Here is a 21346-nt window from a genome sequence, read left to right as displayed (position 1 = left end):
TGTAATCTGTTTCACGTACCTTGTTATCGGTACGGTGCCACCGAGCACGGCCTCGACGGGGTCCTTCTTTGAGTATGGTCTATGGCACAGTCTGCCCGCGAAAGGGCGCTCGAGGAGTTCGACCAGTGGCGGGTCTTGGAAGCGGCGGCGGATCACCTGCGGCGCGGCCTGGTAGCGAGAAGAAGAGGAAGTCGTGGCTGAGTTGGTCGCGATGAGCGTGAATCCGAAGGAGTCGACGTGACAGTAAGAGTGACCGTCGGTCTGCCGGTGGCGAACGAGCCTCTCGACTATGTGCGCGATGCTGTCCTCTCCGTCCTCAATCAAAGCTTCCAAGACTGGGAGCTGATCGTGGTCGTCGATGGGGCGCCGCGCGCAACGGTCGAGTTCCTCCGCTCGTTCGAGGATGCCCGGGTCCGTGTCATCGCACATCCGGACTCGAGAGGCCTGGCGGCGCGTCTCAACGAGATATCGGGCCTCGCGCGGGGCGAGTTCCTGGCTCGCATGGACGCCGATGACATCATGGTCTCCAGCCGTCTCGCGCATCAGCTTCGTGTCCTCGCTGAGACGAAGGCGGATGTCGTCACCGGACGTGCAGTGATCGTGGACGAGGAGACTAGGATCGTCACGGAGAGTCCTCACGTGTCCGCCCGGGTCGACGCGGAGTCCATGCTACAGAAGACGCCGTTCATACATCCGACGGTGATCGCCAGGACGGAGTGGTTCCGCACACATCCTTACGACGAGACGTTGCTTAGATGCCAGGACAAGGCACTGTGGATCACCGCGGCCTCCGACTCGGAGTATTTCCGCGATCCGGAGCCGATTCTCTTCTACCGGGTGATGAACGATCTGAATCCCCGGAAATATGCGCGATCGGCTCGTTACGAACGGAAGATCATCCGCAGGTATGGCCCGCCCAGGATCGGGTGCATACGGACGGCGTCGATCGTGGCGCAGTCGCTTCTCAAGCAATTGGTTGTGCGGGTCGCATCAGCCCTCGGCCAAGGAGCGATCGTGATGCGCCGACGCTATGACGGCAGCACAACTGACGCCGCTCGCTGGTCAGAGGAACTGCGCAGCAGCATCACCCCCATCGACGGCGATGATGCACGGACAATCGAACTAGACAACGAAGCCTCGGAGGAGAAGCGATGAAGGCATTGGTCACCGGTGCGGCAGGATTTGTCGGAAGCAGGATTGCCCGTCATCTGCTGGACGACGGACACGACGTCCTCGGCGTCGACGCACTGACGCCGTATTACGCGGAAGAGCTCAAGAGCCAGAACCTGTCGACGCTGGAAGCGCCGACTTTCGAGTTCCGGCGTCAGGACATCGTCGATGCGGATATCGAAGAACTGCTTGATGGCGTCGATGTCGTGTTTCATCAGGCCGGTCAGCCCGGTGTACGCGCCTCGTGGGGCGAAGATTTCGAGATCTACACACGCAACAACATCCTCGCCACGCAGCGTCTGCTCGAAGGAGCGGCCAAGTCCGACGCGCTCAAGAAGTTCGTCTACGCCTCCTCCTCCTCGATCTACGGCGATGCGGAGCGATTCCCGACGACGGAGGCCGATCTACCGCGCCCGGTGTCTCCGTACGGGGTCACAAAGCTCGCCGCCGAGCATCTCGTGTCGCTGTATGGAACCAACTTCGGTGTGCCGACCATCTCGCTACGGTACTTCACCGTGTACGGTCCCGGGCAGCGGCCGGACATGGCTTTCACGAGATTCGTGCAAGCGGCCGTCGCAGAGCGCCGGATCCGCATCTTCGGCACGGGCGAGCAGATCCGGGACTTCACCTTCGTCGACGACATCGTCGCAGCCAACCTTCTCGCAGGAGAGGCGACGAATGTGTCACCGGGGCAGGTCGTGAACGTCTCGGGCGGGAGCAAAATCTCCGTCAACGAGGTGCTGCGTATCCTCGACGACATGGTCGATCACCCGCTCGATGTCCAGTACGTCGAACGTGCTCGAGGCGACGTGTTCCGCACGGGAGGATCGAGCGATCGAGTGCGGGAGCTCCTCGGCTGGCGCAGTCGTGTCACGATCGAAGAAGGCCTGGCACGGCAACTCGATTGGGCGCGCGACACCGTCGACGTCTGGGGAGCTCTTCCCGAGAACAGGGCCTGACGGTGCCGCGGATCACCGCAGTCACCGTCACGTACGGCGACAGGTTCGACCGGCTGTGCCGCGAGACGATCGAGCGGGCCTTTGCGGCCGGCGTATCGGAGATGGTCGTGGTCGACAACGGCTCGACCGAATCGAGTTCGGCGGCACTGTCCAGACTCGCGGCGGCCTCCGACCGACTGACGGTATTGCGCAACGAGCGCAACATCGGTTCTGCGGCGGCGTTCGGAGCCGCTCTCACCGAGGCGCGCCAAGGCGACCCTGACTTCATCTGGCTGCTCGACGACGATAACTGGGTCGCGCCGGAGACGTTGGACAGATTGATCTCCGTCCACCAGAGCGCGTCGACGAGCGAAGATGGCGGTGGCGTCGTGGTCTGCGCTCGACGCGTGCCGAACAGCTTTCACGACAGGGTGAACGCAGGAGTCGCAGCTGATGCGGTCTACCCGCTGCCTGGAGCGTTCCTTGGGTTCGATGTGATGAACTATGCCAGCCGATTTCTGCGACCACCCACGACGACCGTGGGACATCGCACCCCGCCGCGTATCCCCTATGCGCCATATGGCGGGCTGCTGATACGTTCCGAGATCCTCGATGAGGTCGGGCCGCCTAGGGGCGAGCTCGTTCTCTACTCGGACGATACCGTCTGGACATCCGGGATCGTCGCTGCGGGACACCCCATCGTCCTCGCGCTGGACGCCGTCATCGAGGACGCCGATGGCAAGTGGACTCAGGGGTCGTCGAAGAACTCGGTGAGCGCATCGATCCGAAGTCAGCACACGGATCGGCTCTACCTTTCCACCCGCAATCGCACCTGGTACGACAGGTCGCGCGTCAGTACCACAGCACAACGTCTGCGCTACGCGCTCAACAGGATCGTCGTCCTCGGCGTCGCGGCGCTCAGCGCCGTGCCCACCTCATCCTGGAGGGGATTCCGAGCATTTCGCCGTGCCATCCGAGACGGCGAACGAGGCGACTTCAGCGAGACCATGCGACTGGGCTAAACAGTCTCGGTCTCGGCCCGCCGTTCGCGGTGAAGCCCGATGAAGAACACCGTGCAGAGCAGCGCTGCGAGCAACAGACTGGCTCCGATGGCTATCGAGGCGGCCGCCAGCCACCCGTAGGTCGGTGTAAGCAAGAGGTTGAGTATCAGGACTCCGACTCCTACGGACGCCTGGAGAACGCTGCGAACCCCCTGCCGCCCCAGTCCCATCAGGGCGTCGCCGAAGAAGTACGCGCCGGCCTGCCCGACGAGCAACACAGCGAGGACCGGGAGCATCTGGCCGACGGACGCGTAGTCGGAACCGAGGATCGACACTGCCAGCGGTGCGAGCAGCCAGAGCGCGAGCCCGGCGACGAGCACGTAACCGGCCGAGATCGGCAGCACCCGTCTCAGAATGCGCCACACGGCGTCGTAACCGTGAACCCCTGCACGGAACAGATGGGTGTTCAACGAGTAGGTGATCGCCTGGAGCGGAGCAAAGGCCATGTTCACCAGCCGATGTGCGGCTCCGTACTGACCGGCCTCGGCCGTTCGGCCGCTGCCGGCGAGGACGAACTTGTCGCTGTCGTTCAGCAGGATTCGCGACGACATTCCGAGCGCGAAGAAGACGCCGAGGCGCCAGGTGGTCGTGATCGACTCACGCTCGAGACGTGGTGTCCCGAATCGAGCGAAGCACACGGCGAGAATGGCCAGCGCGATCAGGACTGTCGCGGCGGCGTAGAACCAGGACCACGTCTCCGCTCCTTCCAGCCCGAACCAGAGGAACAGCCCGCACAGCAGGACGCGGAGCAGCGCGGTTGTGACATTGAGATGAGCGACGCCCTTGAGCTGGTCGTGCGACTGGAAGGACTGCAGTCCAACGTCATAGACCCGGGTGAAGAGGAGTTCGGAGATCAGAAGCGGAAGCAGCGCAGTGATGACGTTTGGGGCGAGGAGTTGAGCTGCCAGCAGCGTGATGGCGAGAAGAGGAAGGAACGAAGCCGACACGTAGACGAGCGCTGTGCCGAGCTGGATGCGATACCGTTCGCGGTCCCGTGCGGTATTCAGCACCAGCACGTTGCCGCTGCCCAAGCCCGCGACTGATGCGAAGACGGTCACGAGTGACAGCGCTCCGACGAAGACGCCGTATTCCGCGGCGCCGAGAGCGCGAGCGAGCAACACGAAGTATGCACCCTGCAGGGCGAAGCCGGCGACGTACGAGTACGTCATCCATCCCGCTCCCCGGGGGAGCCTCTTGAGGAACATGTGCGATCAGCGTCCAGGGATCGTGGCGGGCGTGGTCACGGCCATGCCGTCGGTGTGCGGAGCAGTGCGATACCGGACCGCCCAGGTAAGGATCGGGCCGCCGACCATGGCGATCAGGATCTGGCGGAGGTCACTTGTCCATGCGACGAAGAAGGACCAGAACGCGAACGTGAGGAGGAAGACGACGAGCGGGACGAGCAGGACGCGGCGACTGTCCATCATCCGTCGCTGGAAGAATGCGGTCCCGAATCCGAGGAGGAAGCTCAGAATGACCACACCGGGCATGCGGAAGTCGAGGTAGAACTCGCCCAACGCCGAGACGACGTTGGTGATCGTCGACTCTCCAAACAGCGTCACGGGCGTGAAGTCCAGGTTGACCCGAGTCGTCTCCACGGGAAGTCCCAGCCGGTCGAGGACGGACCACAGGCCGGTGAACGTATAACCTCCGCCGCCAGGGTAGGGATCGAAGACTCCGGCGACATCCGACGGGATTTTGGCCCACTCGGGACCTCCCGCGCTTCGTGAGTTCAGCCCGGCGAGCCCGCCGACCACGTACTCGCCAGCGGTCGACAGCAGGCTGCCGCCGGCAGCTTCGCTGGTGCGCGCGCTCGTGGTCGCGTAGAGGAAGCCGCCGACGACGGAGAGCGCCACGACGGCGGAGGCAACTGTCCTGACGAGCCGAGGTCGCCGTATCATCCTATTCTCGGGGGCGCGTCGCCCCGCTCTAGGTGCGAGAGGGATGGAAACACCGGAAAGCGACAGCGACCATACGCCGACGGCGAAGAGGAGAAAGACCAGGACGATCGAAGTCCTCTGGAGCGTAAGAAGGCCGAGAGCGCCCCCGATCAGAAGCGGCATGATCGCGACGAGTCGTCGTCCCGCCTTCCAGACGATCGCGCCGGTGTAGATCGACAGAGATCCGATGATGAAGGTCCCGTAGTTGACCAGCGGGCCGATGATTCCTCCGCTCAAACCGACTTGGGAATCTGCCAGTGCCTGATTCAGAGAGGCTGCACGATAGGCGTTTCCGCCGGAGGACAGGATGTGGGAGATGCCTCCAGCAGCTTGTATCAGCGGCCAGGCCGTCGACAGCTGGAAGACCACGTAGATCGCGAAGACGAGTGAGAAGAGGTAATGCAGGCGCAGAGTTCGTGTGATGTCGATGCTGAGCGGTGCGAGTGGGAGCTGGCTTTGCTTTCCCGCCGCCCATCCGATGACGGCGCCCACGAGCAACGCGAACCATCCGGAGATGATGATGACCCAGGTGAAGTCGGCGACGGGATCGGTCAGCCCGCCGAAGAGGACGGCGATGACGATCATCGTGATCCAGCTGATCGCGAACGCAGAGAGGACGTTGAACCGAGGCATGCCGATCGCGCGGGCGAGCCAGGTGCTCGCGAACATGAGTACGCACATCGCAAGAGCGACGGCCATGACCAACCTCCCCGCTCCGGCCGCGATGGATTCCCTACGATTCTACCGGGTGGTGCAGTGACCTTCCTCGCCCGAGAAGCGGAGCCGTCCGCTATAGGGTGGTATAGGCTGTCCAATCGACCGGCGGCGAGTCGTTCGAACGTCACCGTGACTGATCCGGAGGCCATCGAGAACGCCCGGCGTGAGCATCCGCAGTTGAACTACATCGCGGACCGGGACGAAGCGCTCCGCGGCGCCGATGTCGTGATCGTCGTGATGGAATGGGACGAGTGCCGTCGGAAGCTCCTCCCAGAGCACGCTGCATCCATGAGGGCCGGGCGGATCATCATCGACGGGCGGAACTGCCTGGAGCCCGCTGCCGGGCGGTCCGCCGGGTGAAAGTATCACGGGATGGGCCGCCCGTAACGCCACCGCTCAACCGGAGCCGCCTCCGACATTCACCGCGGAGTCACGGTTCATGGGCGTGTGCCACACCTGCACCGGTCGATCCGCGCCCGCGAGGGAGAACCCGATCGTGCGCGTGCTCGCCAGGATGTTGTGCAACTCGACCTTCACAGTCGGGCGGCCGAGTTGCTGGCCTGAGCTGAGCACGTTTGCGGGACCTCGACACCGCCCGACGCTGGCGCGACTACGGCACGATCGCCAACGTGGCCGCCTACACCGCTGTCGACGCTGCGGAGACACCAGAAGGTCGACGGGACGCCTGGGCCGCCAACGCCACAGCTATCGCTCACCTCGCCCGAATTTCACCACTCCGCGACGTCGTCATCAGCGTCTAAGGCCAGCAGATCACCGCGACCACCCCACCCGAGGGCGAAGGCGCCGACATCCTCGCAAAACTCAACACCCCAAAAGCGTGCTAAAGGGGCACGACTCAGGTCGAACGCCGAACAATCGTGTGAGAGCTCGCCGCTCGCGTGTAGGGCATTGAAGCTACCTCGGCAGTCCTTCCGTCGCCAACGCCCTGTAACTGAGCAGGAGCTTGATCCGGCGCATCGGGCGAACGCGCCGTTCGCGCGGTAGCTTCAGTCGCGCCCGTAAAGATCGCGGGTGTAGACCTTCTCCGGAACATCCTGGAGCGCTTCGGTCCGTCGATTCGCGATGATGACGTCTGCGAGGTTCTTGAACTCTTCAAGGTCGGTGACGACTTGAGATTTGAAGAACTCATCCGCGTCGAGCGTGGGCTCATAGACGATCACCGGCACGCCCTTCGCTTTGATACGCTTCATGATGCCCTGAATCGCGGACTCGCGGAAGTTGTCTGAACCTTCCTTCATGACGAGCCGGTAGACACCAACGACCTTGGGCTCGCGCGCGAGGATGTCGTCGGCAATGAAGTCCTTGCGTGTGCGGTTCGCATCGACAATTGCCGAGATCAGGTTCTGCGGGACCTCTGCGTAGTTGGCCAGCAACTGCTTGGTGTCCTTCGGCAGGCAATAGCCGCCATACCCGAAAGATGGGTTGTTGTAGTGCGTGCCGATCCTGGAATCGAGCCCGACGCCATTGATGATCTGGGCGGAGTTGAGGCCATGCGAAGCGGCGTAAGTGTCTAGCTCGTTAAAGTACGCAACGCGCAGCGCAAGATACGTGTTGGAGAAGAGCTTGATTGCTTCCGCTTCGGTTGGGTCGGTCAACAGAACGGGTACATCCTGCTCGTTGCTGCCCTCCTGGAGCAGACGTGCGAACTCCTGACCCGCCGCTCCGCGATCTCCGACGACGATTCGTGACGGATAGAGGTTGTCGTGCAGCGCCCGGCCCTCGCGGAGGAACTCAGGGGAAAAGATGATCGTTGCCCCGGGATGCCGTGCGTGCATGGAGACAGTGAACCCCACCGGGACCGTCGACTTGACGATCACACGTGCCGCAGGGTTGACGGCGATTGCCTCACCCAATACGGACTCGACCGAAGAGGTGTCGAAGTGGTTGGTCAACGTGTCGTAATTGGTGGGCGTCGCGATCACTACGTAGTCGGCATTGACGTACGCGGACTCTGCATCCGTCGTAGCAGCTAGGTTGAGGGGCTCATTGGCCAGGTAGTGGGACATCTCGGCATCAACGATGGGGGAGGTGCCCGCTGCAACCATAGCCACGCGTTCCTCGTCGATGTCAACAGCAGTGACATCGTGGTGGCGGGCGAGAATGATTGCATTGGAGAGCCCGACATAGCCGGTGCCGACGACGGCGATTTTCATGCTTTCTCCTCGTTTGGATCTTAGGCCAGATGGATGCTGCTAGATCTAGTCGCGCCCGCGTCCCACTCAGAACCGCATGATCTGCGCAGAGTAGCCTATCGGGCCACCCCGACGTCGCATCCAATCACCTGACCTGCCTCGGTTCCTGTGAGACCTAGGGACTGTCGTCCGGGACGTGCCTCGCTGTGGAAGCCGCCTGGGCAGGATGCCGAGTGGACCCGCTGTGACTCAGTCGCAGTTCGGCGCGCTGAGCGCCACGGGCACCTCACGCACCATCGGGGTGTGGCGCACCTCGAGTGGGCCGTACTCGCCCGCCGGACCGTGGAACTGCACGGTCACGGTGTGCTGCTGCCCCGGGTCGTTGTAGACCGGCACCATGACCGCAGGGCGACCGCGATGCGGCAGAGACGTGCGGTCTTGCGCCTTGCCGTCGACAGTCACGGTCGCCGACTTCGAGCCGACCGGGCCGTAGAAAACGAGGTTGGTCGCGATACGCCCCTTCTCGAAGTACCTTGCCGGGGCGATGGAACGCGGCAGGTCAGGAGCCATTTCGGGGGTGACCGTGTTGGCGAGCGTCGCGGTGAGCGCGAAACTCGGTGCGTCCGGTGCGGTGCACTGGGTGGACTCCGCCGCGACGTCGAGCTGCACGTAGTAGTCAAGCTTGCTCTGAGTGAAGTCGTTCACGTATATCGACCACCTGCGCGAGCTGGTGCGCTTTGTGCGCGGGGGAGGGCAGCGCTTCGCTCCCACCACGGTGGTGCAGAAACTCGACACGCTCGCCGGTGCCTGGTTCGTGCCGACAGGCATCGCGCTCGTCACCGCCCTGCTCTGCATCCTCATCGCCGTGCTCGGCCTTGTGCTCCCGCGGCAAGGCGTCGACGCCGACGAGCGCCGCACCGGTCACACGCAACACGTTCTCATGCTCGCGGCCGCCGCCGGCGTCGGATCACTCGCCTTCATCGGCTGGTGGGCCACCGCGGCGCACACTCCGCTGTGGGTGCGGCACCCGGCATCCGGAGTTCTCGCGTTCTTCCCCGTGCTCGTGATCGTCGCCCTCTGGGGAGTGCGCGTGTTGTACACGCGGGGTGCCGCCGCGCGGGTGCTGGCGGTCGGCGCAACCGCGCTGCTGTGTGCGTCGCTCACCTGGAGCGTCGCCGGGCACCTCGCTCAGACCTCGCAACCGCGCGGCGAAACCCTCGCGACCCAGCGCGCGGACGTTGCACCGATCCGTGAGTGGGTCGACCAGACGGGTACCGAGTGGATCGCGGCCCACCCGTGGGGAGCAGCCGTTGCACCGATCGTGCTCTCGGGCGCCCACGTGGGCCTTTGGGATGCCCCCGCCATGGCCGACGTGCCTCGGCTCACTGGCGCGGCCTGCGAGACCGAGATGCTGGTCGAGGGCGGGCGCTACCGAGTGTGTGCTGCGCCTGCTGGGTGAGGTGCGCGAAATACAACTCACACTTCGTTCGCACGAAACTTCTCGACAAAGTCATCTAGAGCGGTAAGCGCTGTGCGTGCCTCGACCGCTTTCACGGAATCAATCGAACGCCCGTGCACAGCGTCGTTACGTGAACGCGAAACTGATGCATAGAGCCGTTGGAGCTCCTTCTTGGGAACTGTCATCTTTGCTACCTGAGCCGCGGCACCGATCTGGCGGAAGCGCGAAGGAGCTTTCTCAGCAACTGGCCAGTTGATCTTTCCAGCGAGCTCGGGGTGTGCGCGGGCGACGATCTCCTCAGCGTCTGCAAAGACGCTGGTCGCCTTTGCGAGTCCGGAAGTATCCAGTCCCGGCGTCGTCGACAATGTGTTCAGCACCATGTCTATGTACGCTTCGATCGCGACATTCGCCCAGACCACGGAGTCGAAGTAGCGAGCACTTCTGAGGGCACCGTGGGCGTATACACGTGCTGCCTGCCAAGGACGTGGGCGTTCTACATCGCCGAGTGCAGACTCGAACTCCGGCCCGTCGAGGACCGTGGCTCGTGCACCGCCGGGCTGCAGGTAGTGCCGGTGGTAGGCGTTCGGGTGGGAGGCAGTGCCGACCTGGAACTCGTAGGAACGGACATCGTTGGCGACTGGCATCCAGTACCCATCCAATTCCTCCTCTGCCTGGTTCTGTAGCGCGAGCAGCGCTGAGCGAACAACGTCGGCCGCCACCCACGGGATCACCGGTGACTGGCCACGGCTGCTCGAGAGAGCTTCATCTTCGTAGGTTTCGACCGAAGTCGTCCAGTCGACGAGGCCATCGAAGACGATCATCACCTGAGAGACTCCGGGCGGCCAAGCGCCTCCTCCCAGAACAGAAAGTGCGTAGCTGGTGCCTTCAGGAAACGAAACGAGGTTAGTAGCCGACGGTGTCGGAACGATGACAATGCGTATTCGCGCATCTGCGTAGGAGAGAGCGAGCGTGGTATAGCGTCGAACCAGCGGGTGCGGCAGGTCGAACTTGATGGTGGAGCGGACGTCGTTCCGATGCTCCGCGATGAGTTGCTTTGTCAGTTCCAGTGACGCCCGTTGTTCTTCGGCGAGTTCGAGCTGATCAAGTAGCGTTAACTCGTCGTACACCGTGGTCTCGCCTCCTTCTGGCCAGCCGGTGTCAGGTTTAAAGCCGAGTTCGGTGGCGACGCGACTCCTCAATAGGTTGACACGTAGTGCTTGTCCACGCAGGTCGTCCTTCCCCAAGGCAACGGTGAGAGCATTTATTACTCGCGGTAGCAAGTTGGGATGCGTGTTGTATCCGCGCAGGTGTGTGTCATCGTGTGCACGGGCCAGCTCCCACAAGAAGGCTTTGAGCTCGTTTGTGGCACCGACGAAAGCTCCGTCGCCTTGACGTTCAAGGGCGCTGAAGGCCTCTACCGCGTTCTCCTCTCCAATATCCGCGAGTGCGTCGCTGGACGATTTGCGTGCTGACTGCGCGCGGCGCATGGCGTCTCGGATCAGGGCCTTCGCTTCGCTTTGCTTCACGCTCCGATCATGTCAGCTATGCGGCGGTCGAGCAGGCTGACTCAGTCTGGACGGTGTCGCCAAGCGTCGCACGGGTATCGGAGCGGTCTCAAGAGTGGTCTAGTAGCTCGGACCTGTTTGCCGCATAAGGCGCCGCTTTGCGGCCCCAGGAATGGACAAGCTCGCGATCACGCCATCAGCGGTATCTGCTGCCTGCTCTCGCTTCGTGGTCTTCCACGTCCAGACGCCGGCCGCGACGAGGATCCCAAGGAACACGATCCAGAACATTGCAACGTCTATATAGCGCACTCTAGCGGTCGAGGGTGACCGGCGTCAGCCCAGCGCCACCCGCACGACGCGCTCGACCTCTGCAACGGCCGGCACGAGCTGCGACGCCGACAGGTCATAGGTGTTCTGTGAGCGGCGATAGGGGTCGATCACGTCGTCCTCATCGGGCTGCGCAGGCACCATCCCACGCTGGCGGCCGACCAGGCGAGCCAGGGCCTGCAGGCGCGCTCCGGCATCCGATCCTGCCTCGGCGACCCCGTTACGCACCTCGTCATCGCTGAGCGTCGCCGCCAGGCGCGCGAACTCGCGCACCGTGAATGTACGGTGCAGCACCGCCGGCGCCATCTGCACGATGTGCGACCGGTGCTCGCGCGCCATTGCCAGGATCAGATCGCTCTCGTTCAGCAGCGCTTCTGTCAACAGGCGCGCACGATGGGCCGCCGAGTCGGTGGCATTCGCCCCATGCGTCACCGCGAGCTGCTGCGCCTGCTCGGTCATCTCATGATCGACCAACGCATGCGTGCCACCACTGTGTACCCGCACCCCCGCATCACTCAGCGACGCACGCAGCAGCACCTGGGCCATCGGCGAACGGCAGATGTTGCCCGTGCACACGGTCAGGATCGTTGCTGGTGCGGCGTCAAGAGCTTCGCGCATACGTCGAAGATCGGCACGCCGCAGGGGTGGGCGCGCAGAACGGGCAGCGTCGGTCATGGTTACAGGCTATCCAGCGATCAGCGGAAGTCGATGAGACCGGCGCGCGCGGCCACCACGAGGATCTGCACCCGGTCACGCACGTGCCACTTCGCCATGATGCGGCCCAGGTGCGCCTTGACGGTGCCCTCGGACACGATCAGCGAGTGCGCGATCTCGGCGTTCGACATGCCCTGCGACAGCCGCTGCAGCACCTCGGTCTCGCGGTCGGTCAATTCCTCCAGCGCACCCGTCTCGCTCGACGGTGCCGTGCTGCGCACATGTCGCACCAGCAACTCGGCGATCCGCGGCGACAGCGAACTGGCACCGCTGTGCACCTCGCGCACGCCCGCGAGAATGCTCTCGGCGCTGGAGTCCTTGAGCATGTATCCGGATGCTCCGGCGCTCAGCATCGGCAGCACCGTGTCGCTGCCGTCGAGCGTGGTCACCGCCAGGATGCGTACGTCGGGCCAGCGCTTCGCGATCGCCGCCGTCGCCTCGATGCCGTTCATCTCGGGCATCTGCACGTCCATCATCACCACGTCGGGCAGGTCGCGCTCGAGGAATGCGATCGCGTCACGGCCGTTGTCGGCCTCACCGATGACCTCGACCTCGGGATCGCGCGACACGAAGTGGGACAGCGCAGAACGCACCAGCGGATCGTCGTCGACGATGAGGACTCTGATCTCGGGCATGGACAGAGCATATCCGTGCTGCCGGAAGGTCAGGAGGCGATATAGACGTTTGGGCAGTCAAGTCTGGCCACGAGACGGATGTGCTCTCTCGTGCCAACCGAGAGGATCAATACGTACCTGGCCAAATGTTCACTTGTGGAGGTGAATTCCATGTCCTTCTGGGAGCAGCTCGCACGCATCTTTGGCGCTATCCGTTGAGTCTATCCGTCAGAGCCGCCGCGCTCTGAGCAATACTGGGGCGATGCCCCTTCGCCTGTCACCGCGCGATGAACAAGGTCGCCTCCGACTGAACCGCGGTGAGGGTCTGACCACGGTCGAGCGCATCGTCATGCTCGCCTTCCTGGCGATCGTGATGGCTATCGACATCATCAACGTCGTCTTCACACCGGGCGCCGACCTCGTCGGCTCATTGCTCAGCATCACCGCCACGGCGGTGTTCGTTCTCTACCTCTGGTGGCCGGCCACGGCCACAGTCGCCCTCGGCCTCGTCTTCGCCGTCTCGGTGGGCGTCGGCAAAGAGGCCGCCGTGCTCTTCGCCGCAGCCATCGCCGCGGGGATGGTGCTGCGACTGGGTGCCACAGCGCTCGTGCTGTCGTACGCCGGAGGTTTTCTCGTGGCCACCGCTGTGGTCGCACTCGTCGACCGCGAGTCGGTGAACGTCGGTATCTACCTCGTCATCGCCGCCGTCGCCGGCGCGATCGGCTTCGCACTGCGCCTCGCCTCGGCCCGCGGTGAGAGTCTGGAGCAGCAACTGGCGGCACGCGCCGAACAAGAACGGCAGGCGGTGCTCGCCGAACGACGGTGGATCGCCGGCGAACTGCACGACAGCATCGCCCACCATCTCACCGTCGTCTCACTGCATGTGCAGCTGCTCGACGACCCGAACACGCTCAAGGGCTCGCAGGATGCGATCCGCATCGCCACTCGCAAGGCGATGGCCGACCTGCGCTTCGTGATCGACCTCGCCGATGACGGGCCGCGCTCGACGGTGACGCACGCCGGTGACCTCGCCACTGCAATCACCGAAGCCGCAGCCGAGATCGAGGCGGCCGGGCACCAGGTGGTCACCGAGGGAGACCCCGGCGACGAGCGCATTCCGCGCATCGCCGAGATCGTGCTCGCGCGCATCGTCCGCGAGTCGACGACCAACATCCTGAAGTACGCCGGCCCCGGCGACGTCACCATTCGCGTCGAGACCGACGACGAATCGATCGCGCTGACCATCCTGAGTCCGCTCGCCGAGGCGCCCCGCAGAGACGTGCCCTCGAGCGGCACCGGACTGCGCCGCATGGCCGAGCGCGTGATCGGCGCCAGCGGAGAGTTCACGACCGGCGCAGAGGGCGACCAGTGGCGCGTCGCCGCGCGCTTGCCCGTCAGCTGAGACGGGCAGGCACCGCAGGTCTAGACGAAAGTCCACTGCGGTCTCGCCGTTCGGACATACCGTTGCCGAGAGCCGAGCCAATATTCTGGAGTCTCCCCAGTATCGGCGTCCCCAGCGCCGTGATCGCGGGCGCACACCTCAGTCTTTAGGTCTACTCGCGCCCGCGATCATCTGTTTCAGGGCGCGGTCGCGTCACCCCGCCGCAGCGAACTCGGGAACGGTGTCGTTCTTCAGCGCCTCAGACAGAGCCGCCAGGCCCTCCCAGTCGGGCCGCACGATCGACTGGTCGCCGACCATGCCGGTGCCCAGCGTCGGCGAGGTCATGAAGATGATGTCGCTCTGATCGATGCCGCGCAGGCTGAAGCCGAGCGAACCGATCGTCGCGACATCGAGCCCGGCATCCACCGTCAGGTACGGCGAGATGGCATCCACCGACGCGGCGATGCGACCCGGATCGGTCAGCGTCTCGCGACTGAGCATCTTGTCGAGCACACCCTTGATGAACGACTGCTGGTTGCGGACGCGCTGGTAGTCGCCGTCTGTGAAGGGGTACCGGGCGCGCACGAACGCCAGCGCCTTGTCGCCACGCACATCGACAACGCCCTGCTCGTACGTGAAGCCGTCCGACGTGAACGGGATCGAGTTGTCCACCGACACCCCGTCGAGTGCTTCGGTCAGCCCCTTGAACCCCTCGAAGTCGGTGATCGCCACGTGATCGATCGGCACATCGATGATGCCCTCGAGCGTCTCGATCAGCAGCGGCACACCGCCCAGCGCCAGCGCCGCGTTGAGCTTGCGCTCACCGTGCCCGGGGATCTCGACCCAGTTGTCGCGCATGAACGAGATCACCTGCGCGCCCGACCTGTCGGCGGGAATGTGCACGAGCAGGATCGAGTCGGCACGCTGCCCGCGGATGCCCTCCAGATCGCCATCCAGACCGCTGCGCGAATCCGACCCGAGCATCAGGATGTTCACCGCCTCGGGATTCGTCGCCGTCGGCCGCACCGTCGGGAACACCTCGGCGGCCGGAAGCTTCTCGGCCTTCTCGAACGACGAGCTCAGATTCCAGAGGTAGACGCCCGCGGTCGCCGCGGCGGCGAGCAGTGCACCGACCAGCACGAACACGATCACCCACGGCCAGCGACGCCGGCGACGCGGTGTCGCGTGGAGGGCGAAATCGGAATCACTCGAAGTCATGCACTCAGTATGGACGGTCGAGGTGCATCGATTCTGTGTAACGCGACGGCACGCTCTCGCGCAGCGCCCACGGAGACACCTCGACGGGCGCGGGCCCACCCGGCGTTACGATGGAGCGCGTGACCGCCGCAGACCCGACCCTGCCCCTGTCTCCGTACCGCGAGATAGACAGAGCCGACTGGGCGCGCCTGGCCGCGGGGCTCACGCAGCCGCTCAGCGAGACCGAGATCGTCGAGCTGCGTGGCATCGGCGACCGACTCGACCTCACCGAGGTGCGCGAGGTGTACCTGCCGCTCAGCCGCCTGCTCAGCCTGTACGCCAGCTCGACCCGCCAACTCGGCGCGGCCACCAGCGACTTCCTGCAGGAGGAAGACACCACCACGCCGTTCGTCGTCGCCGTCGCCGGTTCGGTCGCCGTCGGCAAGTCGACCATCGCCCGCCTGCTGCGCGAGCTGATGAGCCGCTGGCCCGGTACACCCCGCGTGGAGCTGGTCACCACCGATGGGTTCCTCTACCCGAACGCCGAACTCGAACGTCGCGGGATCATGGACCGCAAGGGATTCCCTGAGGCCTACGACCGGCGTGCGCTGCTGCAGTTCCTCACCGAGGTCAAGAGCGGCGCCCCCGAGGTGCGGGCCCCGTTCTACTCGCACATGCGGTACGACATCGTGCCCGATGCGCACGTCGTGCTGCGCAGCCCCGACGTCGTCATCGTCGAAGGTCTCAATGTGCTGCAGCCGCCGCCCGCGCCGCATGACCCCGCCGTCAGCGACCTGTTCGATTTCTCGATCTTCGTCGACGCCGAAACCGAGCACATCGAGCGCTGGTACATCGACCGGTTCCTCGCGCTGCGCCAGGGCGCCTTCAGCAACCCGTCGTCGTACTTCAACGTCTTCGCGCACCTCACCGACGACGAGGCCGTCGCCACCGCGCTCGGGTACTGGAACGACATCAACATGCCCAACCTCGTCGAGAACGTCATGCCCACCAAGCACCGCGCGACCCTCGTGCTGCGCAAGGGCGCCGACCACGCCGTCGAGACCGTGCAGCTGCGCAAGGTCTGAGCTCGCGGTTGTCAGGCGTAGTTAGGGTCCACTAAGGTCAAAACCGCGCGTGTGCCCGACGGCTCTGTGGGAGAGCCAGTACGCGTGCAGACTGGGGAAACAAATGAATGACGTCGAGCGCGCCTCGAAACAGGGAATCAGCCGCCGAACCGTCGCGAAGGCCATGGCCTGGAGTGCACCGGCCATCGCCGTCGCAGCCACCGTTCCGGTAGCCGCAGCATCGTGTGTGCAGACCACCAGCTTCGACGACCTGAGACCGGGTACGCGGCCCTCCACGCTCACGTTCCTGCCATCGCAGGTGACGGCGACCGTGACACGCAGGCGCAAGAACGGGCAGGTGGGCTACGGGGCCAGCGGAGAAGTCGCACGCACAACCACGAATCCGGCCTGGAGCTACATCGAGATGCAGATGTCAGGGCGCGTCGACAGGAATGACTGGGTCGAACTCACGTTCCACCTGAGTGAACCGGTGGAGGGGCTGTCGTTCATCATTCACGACATCGACAAGAGCAACTGGATCGACACCGCGTACGTCTCGCCGGCCGGTTTCACTGCCAGCCGCGGGTCGAACATCACCGGTGCCGGCACGAGCTCGAACCCGTTCCAGCCGATCGCCTGGGGCGACACGCCGATCAACGAAGGTGCCGGCCGGGTGCGCGTCACCTGGCCGGGCACAGTGCAGACCGTCACGGTGCGCTACGTGGCCGGGCAGAACAGCTCGTCGAACCAGCACATCGGCATCGGCGATCTCAGCTACGAAGCCTGCCTGCCGCGCACGAAGTCGTCGGCTGCATCGCCGCAGGCACGATCGCTGATGCCATCAGGACGTCTCGCGATCGACGCGAACGCCGCGGTGCCCGAGCCCTCGCAGACCGAGGCGCAGACCGACAGCTGATCGCCTGCACACCCCGGGTGGGAAAAGCAGCCGTCCGGGTCCCGGCCCGGGACCCGGACGGCTGACCGCCTGCCCCTAGGATTGGGCGAGGCCGAACAGTTCACCGGGGGAGACGGCATGCGAATCACAGCGGCACGCCGGGCAGCGCTGTGTGCCGCCGCGGCGTTCTCGGTCATCGTCACGGCCGGCTGCGGCCCGGCGCCGTGGGCTGACGAGCAGACCGCCCCGCCGTCGAGCCCGCCGCCGACAGCATCCGCCCCCGTGCCCAACGACCTCTCCGGGGGCAGCACCCAGCGGGAGCTGTCGGCCGGCGCGGTCAGCGCCGAGATCGAATACTGGTCGACGCTGTCGATGGATCGATGGGATGCCGGGGCTGTCAAGCCGATCAGCTTCTCACTGGTGACCACCATCACCCCCGACGACGGCCAGAAGGTGTACCTGCAGAAGGCATCGATGCTCGTCGTGCCGGGCAACGCCGACGCAACGTTCCCGCCGCTCGAGGTGCAGGCCGACGTGGCCACCGTCGCACCGGGCTACCTGGTGAGCGACCCGTACAGCTACTCGCAGACGTTCAACGTCGGCCCGGTCGACCCCGACGCGACCTTCGTGACCGTGCAGTTCACCTACGACTTCCTGGCACAGACCACGCCCACCTCGAAGGAATACGCCAAGCAGACGGCCAGCGATTCGCTGACGATCGCGATCGCCCGCTGAGACGCAAGGCGCGACGCTCAAGCAACCTCAAGACCAGCGCAAGATCAGCGCGAGAATCACCCGATCGGCGCCGCCACGCGCTCGCGCTCGATCGGGCGCGGATACCGTGAGAGAACCGCGCATCCGCGGACATCCTCCCGATCGTGAAACGAGCATCCATGACCGCTCGCCGTATCCACGGCCCTGCCCGCGCCGCTCTCGCGATATCCGGGCTGGTCGTCGTCGCCGCTCTCACCGGCTGCGCGCAGACCGTAGACCTGTTCAACGCGGCGCAGGTGCCGACGGTAGTGACACCCACGCCGCATCCGTCGGCGAACGACGCCGTCGCCTTCGAATCGCAGTTCACGCGCGACGGCTCGGTCTCGCTGTCCAGTGACGTCGCCGAAGACCTCGAGGTGCGCCTGGACGTGTGGGCTCACGACCCCAAGCGCACCATGGAATGGCGACCCGACGGCGAGAAGACCTTCGGCCTCGCCGTGAACGTCTACGACCATCGGGTCGACGAGAAGGCGGTACTCACCGAGAAGCGCCGGGTCTACATCTCGCACATCGCGATCTCGTCGCAGACCGCGCAGACCTCGAACCAGGTCTCGGCGCCCTTCCTGTTCAACGCCGATCCTCGCACCCTGGTCCCGACCGACACGCTGCGCTCCTCCCGCGGGCTGCTGCTGAACAGCTACCAGGGCGGGCTGCTCGTGCCCCAGGCAACGATCCACCAGCTGCCCGCCGACACGTACGGCATCACCCTGCAGTTCGAGCTGACGGTGTCGGTCGAGGGCGCGGCGAACGACGACACCAGCTTTCAGCAGCAGGTGATCTACCAGACCCTGCCGATCGCGATCCACGCCGGCGACAACGCCGGATGACCTCGTCACCCCAGCCCTGAGCAGCTCCTCGGCAGATCTTGAGCCGACCCGAGGGGCTTCTCGCGGGCATCCGAAGCCGGCTCCGCCAGACTCGCCGTATCAGCCTCCACACCCCGCTGATCAGGAACAGGAGCCGACATGGTCACGCCTCTCACCGGCCCCGATTCGGGCAGGCACTCGTACGACGAGCTCGCCCCGATCGAGCAGCACCTCGGGTTCGCCGACGACTTCGCGGCGGTGCTCGACGACACCACGGCGCACCGCTCGACGATCGGCTGCGTGATCCCCGCCTACAACGAAGAGGATTCCATCGCCGGGGTCATCTCCTCGCTGCTCGCACAGACCCGCGTGCCCGACGTCATCCACGTCGTGGTGAACAACTCCACCGACCGGACCGTGCGCGTGGCCTCACAGTTCGCCGGTCCGCACGAGATCACCACCGACCTGGGGGAGCAGTTCACCGAGGTGTTCGTGCACGACATCGGCAAGAACCCCGACAAGAAGGTCGGCGCCCTCAACTACGGGTACGCGCTGGTCGAGGGCTACGACTACCTGCTCGGCGTCGATGGCGACACCGTCGCCGACCGCCGCGCCGTGGAGTACCTCGAAACCGAGGCCGTCTCAGACTCGCGCATCGGCGGCATCTCGGCCATCTACTCGATCGACCCGGCACCCATCACCGGCGCGATCGCCCGCTTTCTCACCGCCGGTCAGCGCACCCAGTTCGCGGCCTTCAACCTGCAGAACCTGCTGCGCGGACGCAACATGGCCGTGCTCGGGGGCCAGTTCTCGATCTTCTCGACTACAGCGCTGCGCGCAGTGATCAAAGAGAACCACCAGCGCACGCCGTGGGTGCGTGACAGCGAGGTCGAGGACTCGCTGCTGTCGCTGCAGATCAAGAGCGCGGGCTATCTGACCAAGATCAGCCCGTACGCGCGCGCCGACGTCGGCGGAATGACGACGCTGCGCGCCTACGACGCCCAGCAGGTGAAGTGGACCTACGGCGCCATCGAGCTGATGTGGCCCGGGCAGCGCGGCGACACCAAGGGCCAGCCGCTGCACCCGAATCTGCGGCTGCGCTGGTTCGAGAACTTCGGGATGCTGACCAACCTGTTCGTGCGGATCGCTTTCCTGACGCTGCTGGCCGGCTCGCTGTCGATCAATGCCTTCGTCTTCTCGCCGTGGTGGCTGCTGCCGCCGCTGGTCGCGGTGTTGCTGAACGTGCGCATCGCGATGACCATGAAGGATCGCACGGCCGGAGATGTGTTCTTCGCCGCACTGGTCGTTCCCGCCGAGCTGTTCATGTGGATCAGACTCAGCCACTTCATGCGGTCATGGTTCCGCTTTCTCTCCCGCAAGAAGGTCGACAACTGGGCGATGCAGGCCAAGGCCGAGAAAGGCGGCGGCAGCACGCACTGGATACCCATGGTGCTGCTGCTGGTCGTGCTCGTCGGCCTGGCGGTGGCGTGGAACCTGCTCGGGCCGGTCGCGCAGTCGTCGGTGCTCTGGGTCGGATGGCCCGTGGTCGGGCTGGTGACCGTGGCGCAGACCGTGCTGATGATATTCAAGCTGCTGCGCCGCCACCAGGGTTACCGGGTCTGAATCAGCTGACCGTCTGTATCAGCTGACCTCGGCGGTGAGCCGGTACCCGACGCCGCGCACGGTCTCGATGTAGCTCGGCTGTGACACCGAATCACCCAGTTTGCGCCGCAGATTCGTCATGTGCGCCTCAATCGCGCGCTTGTCCGCCTCGCCGACGAAGTAGCTGGTGACGTACGACTCGCCGCGCAGCACCAGCGTCAGATCCGCCTTGCTGCGCACGCGCCGCTTCGACTCCATCAGCGCGCACAGCAGATCGAACTCGGTACGCGTCAGGTCGACCTCCTGCCCGCGCACCGACACGAGGCGCTCCTCAGGATTCAGCCGAAGATCGCGATGCGAGATCCAGTCCCTCTCGTCGATCGCCGTCGAGGTGGCCGGAGGCGCGGGTTGCGCGGCCGGAGGGTGCTGGGCGGCCGGGGGGTTCTGGGCAGTCGGGGGGTTCTGGGCAGCCGGCTGCCAGTCCGCAGGCGGGGGAGGGAAGGTCGTCTGCATCGGCTGCTGCTGGAAGACGTGCGGATGCGGTGCGCTCGAATGCGGTGCGGTCGGATGCTGGGCTGCGCGCGCCTGCGGGAATGACGGGCCCACCTGCTCCTGTTGCGGCACGCTGCTGCCGCTGGTGCGCGACCGGCGCAGCAGCGCTTCGATGCGCGCCCGCAGCTCGCGCGGGCGGAACGGCTTGTTCAGATAGACATCGGCACCTGAACCGAGGCCGAGCACCACATCGGCCTCTTCATCGAGGGCGGTGAGCATGATGATGTGCGTGTCGCTCTGGGCGCGGATGCGCCGCGCGGCTTCGAAGCCGTCGATGCCCGGCAGGTTCACATCGAGGGTCGTGATCAGCGGCTGATAGGTGAGCACGGCGCGCACGCCGTCGATGCCGTTGCCGACGCAGATCGTGGAGAAGCCGGCCGATTCGAGCACGTCGGAGAGCAGATGACGCACATCGGGGTCGTCTTCAACGATCACCGCAGTCTTCGGCTGAGTCTCATCGAGCATGGTGGCAGCTCC

Annotated in this window: 21 protein-coding genes; 12 read left to right on the top strand and 9 right to left on the bottom strand. The window is 65.0% G+C overall.

Going from position 1 to position 21346, the window contains the following annotated elements; translation table 11 throughout:
* Positions 1–249: 249 nt before the first annotated feature.
* Genes WDU99_RS13585 through WDU99_RS13575 form a run of 3 tightly spaced genes read left to right on the top strand, consistent with a single transcriptional unit; the run spans position 250 to position 3130 of the window.
* Entirely contained in the window at positions 250–1155 is a 906-nt protein-coding gene (locus WDU99_RS13585; RefSeq protein WP_337332992.1) for a glycosyltransferase, read from the top strand.
* Positions 1152–2129, top strand: a complete 978-nt coding sequence (locus tag WDU99_RS13580) for an NAD-dependent epimerase/dehydratase family protein (protein ID WP_337332991.1) — start codon at positions 1152–1154, stop codon at positions 2127–2129. Before WDU99_RS13585 ends, WDU99_RS13580 begins: the two co-directional genes overlap by 4 nt.
* Positions 2130–2131: 2 nt before the next feature.
* On the top strand, positions 2132–3130 hold the full coding sequence (locus WDU99_RS13575; RefSeq protein WP_337332990.1) for a glycosyltransferase family 2 protein: 999 nt from the start codon (positions 2132–2134) through the stop codon (positions 3128–3130).
* Here WDU99_RS13575 and WDU99_RS13570 read toward each other — a convergent pair.
* Both WDU99_RS13570 and WDU99_RS13565 read right to left on the bottom strand, forming a co-directional pair.
* On the bottom strand, positions 3127–4374 hold the full coding sequence (locus WDU99_RS13570) for a lipopolysaccharide biosynthesis protein (protein ID WP_337332989.1): 1248 nt from the start codon (positions 4372–4374) through the stop codon (positions 3127–3129). The genes WDU99_RS13575 and WDU99_RS13570 overlap by 4 nt on opposite strands.
* A 6-nt stretch (positions 4375–4380) precedes the next feature.
* Entirely contained in the window at positions 4381–5601 is a 1221-nt protein-coding gene (locus tag WDU99_RS13565; RefSeq protein ID WP_337332988.1) for an O-antigen polymerase, read from the bottom strand.
* 22 nt (positions 5602–5623) lie between these two features.
* Between WDU99_RS13565 and WDU99_RS13560 the strand changes: the two genes are divergently transcribed.
* Both WDU99_RS13560 and WDU99_RS13555 read left to right on the top strand, forming a co-directional pair.
* Positions 5624–5869 carry a hypothetical protein gene (locus WDU99_RS13560; protein WP_337332987.1) on the top strand — a complete coding sequence of 82 codons (246 nt, stop codon included), beginning with the start codon at positions 5624–5626 and terminating at the stop codon, positions 5867–5869.
* Positions 5866–6186, top strand: coding sequence for a UDP binding domain-containing protein (locus tag WDU99_RS13555; protein ID WP_337332986.1), 321 nt, complete (start codon positions 5866–5868; stop codon positions 6184–6186). The genes WDU99_RS13560 and WDU99_RS13555 overlap by 4 nt, the downstream gene beginning before the upstream one ends.
* A gap of 647 nt (positions 6187–6833) precedes the next feature.
* On the opposite strand, the gene WDU99_RS13545 is transcribed toward WDU99_RS13555, so the two are convergent.
* Together WDU99_RS13545 and WDU99_RS13540 are read right to left on the bottom strand one after the other, a co-directional pair.
* Complete coding sequence (locus WDU99_RS13545) at positions 6834–8000, bottom strand: nucleotide sugar dehydrogenase (protein WP_337332985.1); 1167 nt, start codon at positions 7998–8000, stop codon at positions 6834–6836.
* 228 nt (positions 8001–8228) lie between these two features.
* A complete protein-coding gene (locus tag WDU99_RS13540; RefSeq protein WP_337332984.1) occupies positions 8229–8684 on the bottom strand; it encodes a hypothetical protein in 456 nt (151 codons plus the stop codon).
* Here WDU99_RS13540 and WDU99_RS13535 point away from each other — a divergent pair.
* Complete coding sequence (locus WDU99_RS13535) at positions 8671–9438, top strand: hypothetical protein (RefSeq protein WP_337332983.1); 768 nt, start codon at positions 8671–8673, stop codon at positions 9436–9438. The two genes, WDU99_RS13540 and WDU99_RS13535, sit on opposite strands and share 14 nt — an antisense overlap.
* A 17-nt stretch (positions 9439–9455) precedes the next feature.
* On the opposite strand, the gene WDU99_RS13530 is transcribed toward WDU99_RS13535, so the two are convergent.
* The 3 genes from WDU99_RS13530 to WDU99_RS13520 all read right to left on the bottom strand — a co-directional run bounded on the left by WDU99_RS13530 (position 9456) and on the right by WDU99_RS13520 (position 12619).
* Positions 9456–10964, bottom strand: coding sequence for a hypothetical protein (locus WDU99_RS13530; protein WP_337332982.1), 1509 nt, complete (start codon positions 10962–10964; stop codon positions 9456–9458).
* Positions 10965–11276: 312 nt separating this feature from the next.
* Positions 11277–11945, bottom strand: coding sequence for an arsenate reductase/protein-tyrosine-phosphatase family protein (locus WDU99_RS13525; protein WP_337332981.1), 669 nt, complete (start codon positions 11943–11945; stop codon positions 11277–11279).
* A 20-nt stretch (positions 11946–11965) separates the two neighbouring features.
* Positions 11966–12619 carry a response regulator transcription factor gene (locus WDU99_RS13520; protein WP_337332980.1) on the bottom strand — a complete coding sequence of 218 codons (654 nt, stop codon included), beginning with the start codon at positions 12617–12619 and terminating at the stop codon, positions 11966–11968.
* Positions 12620–12860: 241 nt separating this feature from the next.
* Here WDU99_RS13520 and WDU99_RS13515 point away from each other — a divergent pair, with 241 nt between their 5' ends.
* Positions 12861–14000 (top strand): sensor histidine kinase, encoded by a 1140-nt coding sequence (locus WDU99_RS13515; protein WP_337332979.1) that lies wholly within the window; start codon positions 12861–12863, stop codon positions 13998–14000.
* Positions 14001–14192: 192 nt separating this feature from the next.
* Here the strand turns inward: WDU99_RS13515 and WDU99_RS13510 are convergent, their stop codons facing one another.
* Positions 14193–15197 (bottom strand): LCP family protein, encoded by a 1005-nt coding sequence (locus WDU99_RS13510; RefSeq protein WP_337332978.1) that lies wholly within the window; start codon positions 15195–15197, stop codon positions 14193–14195.
* 110 nt (positions 15198–15307) lie between these two features.
* Between WDU99_RS13510 and coaA the strand changes: the two genes are divergently transcribed.
* From coaA to WDU99_RS13485, 5 genes are all read left to right on the top strand, one after another.
* On the top strand, positions 15308–16261 hold the full coding sequence (gene coaA, locus WDU99_RS13505; protein ID WP_337332977.1) for a type I pantothenate kinase: 954 nt from the start codon (positions 15308–15310) through the stop codon (positions 16259–16261).
* Between the two features lie 103 nt (positions 16262–16364).
* Positions 16365–17156 carry a hypothetical protein gene (locus WDU99_RS13500; protein ID WP_337332976.1) on the top strand — a complete coding sequence of 264 codons (792 nt, stop codon included), beginning with the start codon at positions 16365–16367 and terminating at the stop codon, positions 17154–17156.
* 117 nt (positions 17157–17273) lie between these two features.
* On the top strand, positions 17274–17870 hold the full coding sequence (locus WDU99_RS13495) for a hypothetical protein (protein WP_337332975.1): 597 nt from the start codon (positions 17274–17276) through the stop codon (positions 17868–17870).
* Positions 17871–18028: 158 nt separating this feature from the next.
* Positions 18029–18736, top strand: coding sequence for a fructose 1,6-bisphosphatase (locus tag WDU99_RS13490; protein WP_337332974.1), 708 nt, complete (start codon positions 18029–18031; stop codon positions 18734–18736).
* 138 nt (positions 18737–18874) lie between these two features.
* Positions 18875–20338 carry a glycosyltransferase family 2 protein gene (locus tag WDU99_RS13485; protein ID WP_337332973.1) on the top strand — a complete coding sequence of 488 codons (1464 nt, stop codon included), beginning with the start codon at positions 18875–18877 and terminating at the stop codon, positions 20336–20338.
* A gap of 18 nt (positions 20339–20356) precedes the next feature.
* Here the strand turns inward: WDU99_RS13485 and WDU99_RS13480 are convergent, their stop codons facing one another.
* Complete coding sequence (locus WDU99_RS13480) at positions 20357–21334, bottom strand: response regulator transcription factor (RefSeq protein ID WP_337332972.1); 978 nt, start codon at positions 21332–21334, stop codon at positions 20357–20359.
* Between the last annotated feature and the right edge of the window lie 12 nt (positions 21335–21346).

The sequence above is a fragment of the Microbacterium bandirmense genome, assembly GCF_037204185.1.
GTDB classification, from domain to species: domain Bacteria; phylum Actinomycetota; class Actinomycetes; order Actinomycetales; family Microbacteriaceae; genus Microbacterium; species Microbacterium bandirmense.
Note: the sequence above shows the minus strand (reverse complement) of the source record. Positions and strands in the feature narration are given on the sequence as shown.

Coding starts and splice junctions, on each gene's coding strand:
- WDU99_RS13515 (WP_337332979.1), top strand. CDS start 12,861: ATGCCCCTTCGCCTGTCACCGCGCGATGAACAAGGTCGCCTCCGACTG.
- WDU99_RS13485 (WP_337332973.1), top strand. CDS start 18,875: ATGGTCACGCCTCTCACCGGCCCCGATTCGGGCAGGCACTCGTACGAC.
- coaA (WP_337332977.1), top strand. CDS start 15,308: ATGGAGCGCGTGACCGCCGCAGACCCGACCCTGCCCCTGTCTCCGTAC.
- WDU99_RS13545 (WP_337332985.1), bottom strand. CDS start 8,000: ATGAAAATCGCCGTCGTCGGCACCGGCTATGTCGGGCTCTCCAATGCA.
- WDU99_RS13495 (WP_337332975.1), top strand. CDS start 17,274: ATGCGAATCACAGCGGCACGCCGGGCAGCGCTGTGTGCCGCCGCGGCG.
- WDU99_RS13560 (WP_337332987.1), top strand. CDS start 5,624: ATGATGATGACCCAGGTGAAGTCGGCGACGGGATCGGTCAGCCCGCCG.
- WDU99_RS13570 (WP_337332989.1), bottom strand. CDS start 4,374: ATGTTCCTCAAGAGGCTCCCCCGGGGAGCGGGATGGATGACGTACTCG.
- WDU99_RS13500 (WP_337332976.1), top strand. CDS start 16,365: ATGAATGACGTCGAGCGCGCCTCGAAACAGGGAATCAGCCGCCGAACC.
- WDU99_RS13520 (WP_337332980.1), bottom strand. CDS start 12,619: ATGCCCGAGATCAGAGTCCTCATCGTCGACGACGATCCGCTGGTGCGT.
- WDU99_RS13580 (WP_337332991.1), top strand. CDS start 1,152: ATGAAGGCATTGGTCACCGGTGCGGCAGGATTTGTCGGAAGCAGGATT.
- WDU99_RS13490 (WP_337332974.1), top strand. CDS start 18,029: ATGACCGCTCGCCGTATCCACGGCCCTGCCCGCGCCGCTCTCGCGATA.
- WDU99_RS13525 (WP_337332981.1), bottom strand. CDS start 11,945: ATGACCGACGCTGCCCGTTCTGCGCGCCCACCCCTGCGGCGTGCCGAT.
- WDU99_RS13510 (WP_337332978.1), bottom strand. CDS start 15,197: ATGACTTCGAGTGATTCCGATTTCGCCCTCCACGCGACACCGCGTCGC.
- WDU99_RS13480 (WP_337332972.1), bottom strand. CDS start 21,334: ATGCTCGATGAGACTCAGCCGAAGACTGCGGTGATCGTTGAAGACGAC.